Source organism: Oceanospirillum beijerinckii DSM 7166, assembly GCF_000422425.1.
Classification (GTDB): Bacteria; Pseudomonadota; Gammaproteobacteria; order Pseudomonadales; family Halomonadaceae; genus Oceanospirillum; species Oceanospirillum beijerinckii.
Window position 1 is genome coordinate 1 of record NZ_AULT01000097.1, and the last position, 2077, is coordinate 2077.

3 protein-coding genes are annotated in these 2077 nt (G+C 41.8%); all 3 read left to right on the forward strand.

All coding sequences use genetic code 11. The features are described 5' to 3' along the window. On the forward strand, nt 1–847 hold an 847-nt coding region (locus tag H579_RS28130), incomplete at its 5' end, for an RHS repeat-associated core domain-containing protein (protein WP_211224754.1). Between the two features lie 155 nt (nt 848–1002). Further along, nucleotides 1003–1635, forward strand: a complete 633-nt coding sequence (locus tag H579_RS0118565) for a hypothetical protein (protein ID WP_157834659.1) — start codon at nt 1003–1005, stop codon at nt 1633–1635. Between the two features lie 227 nt (nt 1636–1862). Continuing rightward, the coding region (locus H579_RS0118570) for a hypothetical protein (protein ID WP_028301903.1) at nt 1863–2077 on the forward strand (215 nt) is incomplete at its 3' end.

The following is a 2077-nucleotide window of genomic DNA, read 5'->3' on the forward strand; positions in this document are numbered from 1 at the left end:
CTACGCCGACGGCACCCTGGCCGAAGCCACCCACTGGCTGTATGAACCGGACAGCTTCCGGCCCTTTGCCCAGCTGAAACAGAACCCGACAGAGGAGGACACCCCGGAACCGGCCACACTGCACTATATCGTCACCGACCAGACCGGCACACCGCGAGAACTGTGCAGCGAAAACGGTGATATCCACTGGCGGGGCTATCAGGATATCTGGGGTAAACACGAACAATGGCAACAAAGCCCGGATACCCAGCGTTATTATCAGGAAGAAGCCGCGAACGACCCGGTGACCTGTGACCTGAGATACCAGGGCCAGATTTATGACTCAGAAACCGGACTGTACTACAACCGATTCCGCTACTATGATCCTGAGATAGCCCAGTACCTGACACCTGATCCGATAGGTATGGCGGGTGGGCAAAGGCCGCAGGCGTATGTGCACAACCCGGTGGACTGGGTTGATCCGTTAGGGCTTAATAATGTTTCAACAGGTCAAGGGAGGACGCATGTTACTTATCGTGGGATGAAAGGAGGTAAGCCTTATACTGGATATGCTAGTGCTCCAGCGTCTTTGGGGTTAACAGGAGAGCAGATTGTAGCAAGACGTTATAATGATAACTTCGATCTTTTTTCAGGGACTGCACCAACTGTAGTATATAAAGGACATGATGTTGATGGTAAGAGAGCTGCCCGTGGCTTAGAGCAACATTATTATGAATTGGATGTTGAAAAGTTTGGTAAGAATAATGTAGCGAATAGACAAAACCCAGTTGGTCAAAACAATAAAAACCGAGAAAAATATATTGCTGCAGCTCAAGAGCAGTTGAAATTAGAAAAATCCTGCGGGTAATTACTAAACTATAAGTATTTTTACCTCTCTGGCCCTGTGTATAGAGAGGTAAATGGTATAAAGATTGAGTGGGTTTTATTTATATTTTCAAACAGATAAAATGCTTTTATGTGTATGACTGTTTTTTTATTTAACTAGCTTTTAGGAGTGATATTTTGAAAAGAATTTCTTGGAAGGATGGTTCAGTTATAAGTATTCGACTTAAAGGAGGTGTATACTGTTTGGCCCAGATGCTAAAAGATCCATATATGTGTTTTTTTAATTGTTTTTCAAATAACGAAAACTGGAATAATGTTGATTGCAATAATCTTGATATCTTGTTTATAAAGCCAGTTGCTAGGCAGTTCATAAAGTCAGGATGTATTAGTAGCTATCTTGATGATAGCACTTCTGCCTTGTTAGATATTCCTAGCAGGTGGATAAAAATCTTTCCTGGGGCACGTCAAATTATTGTTTGGGAAAACACTTCAAGTGAAATAAGTTTTATTACTTTATCAGATAAGCCTGGAGGAATGCTGGTTGAAAATAGACTAGATCATCTTGGGCGACAAGAACAAATTATTATTTCCAAGTCAGTAAGTACAGATGATGATTTCTTTGATAAATGTGAGCTTGACTCAATATCGATATATCCTGAGATAAATGAAAGATTATACTTATGTTACAAGGAAAAAAATAATGTTGATCCAATGAAGCTGATTAGCTTTGATCTTCCTATCCCCATAGAGTATGAGAATTATGTGAAGATTATATCGGGAAAATTTAAGATTGAAGAAGTTGGTTATTGATAAGACTGTTCGATATAAAAAATAGCTCTTTGACATTAGGCGTGGATTTATTTATATCATTGATAGTTCACAAAATATCTAACGAAACAAGTGGTAGGAACATTTTTTTCTTTGATTTTTAAGAGAATTTGAGCCTGTCCTCACAGAAACTGGGGTGGTCTAATGGATACAGCCAGTCCGGTTAAGGATAATTCCTTAAAAAATAAAGGACAGGCACATTTTTCTCTTTGATTTTAAGGAAGTTTAAGCCTGTCCCCGCAGAAACCTCTCCCGAAGGCAATACCACACAGCTGGACTGGAACCAAGCCTGCCAGCTGGCACAACTGCAGGTCGGGAACCATCAGCCCCTCAGTATTCAGCGCGACCGACTGGGCCAGGAACTGAGCCGCAGCAACCCGCTGGGCTTTAACCTGAAACAACAATGGAGCCAGACCGGCCTGCT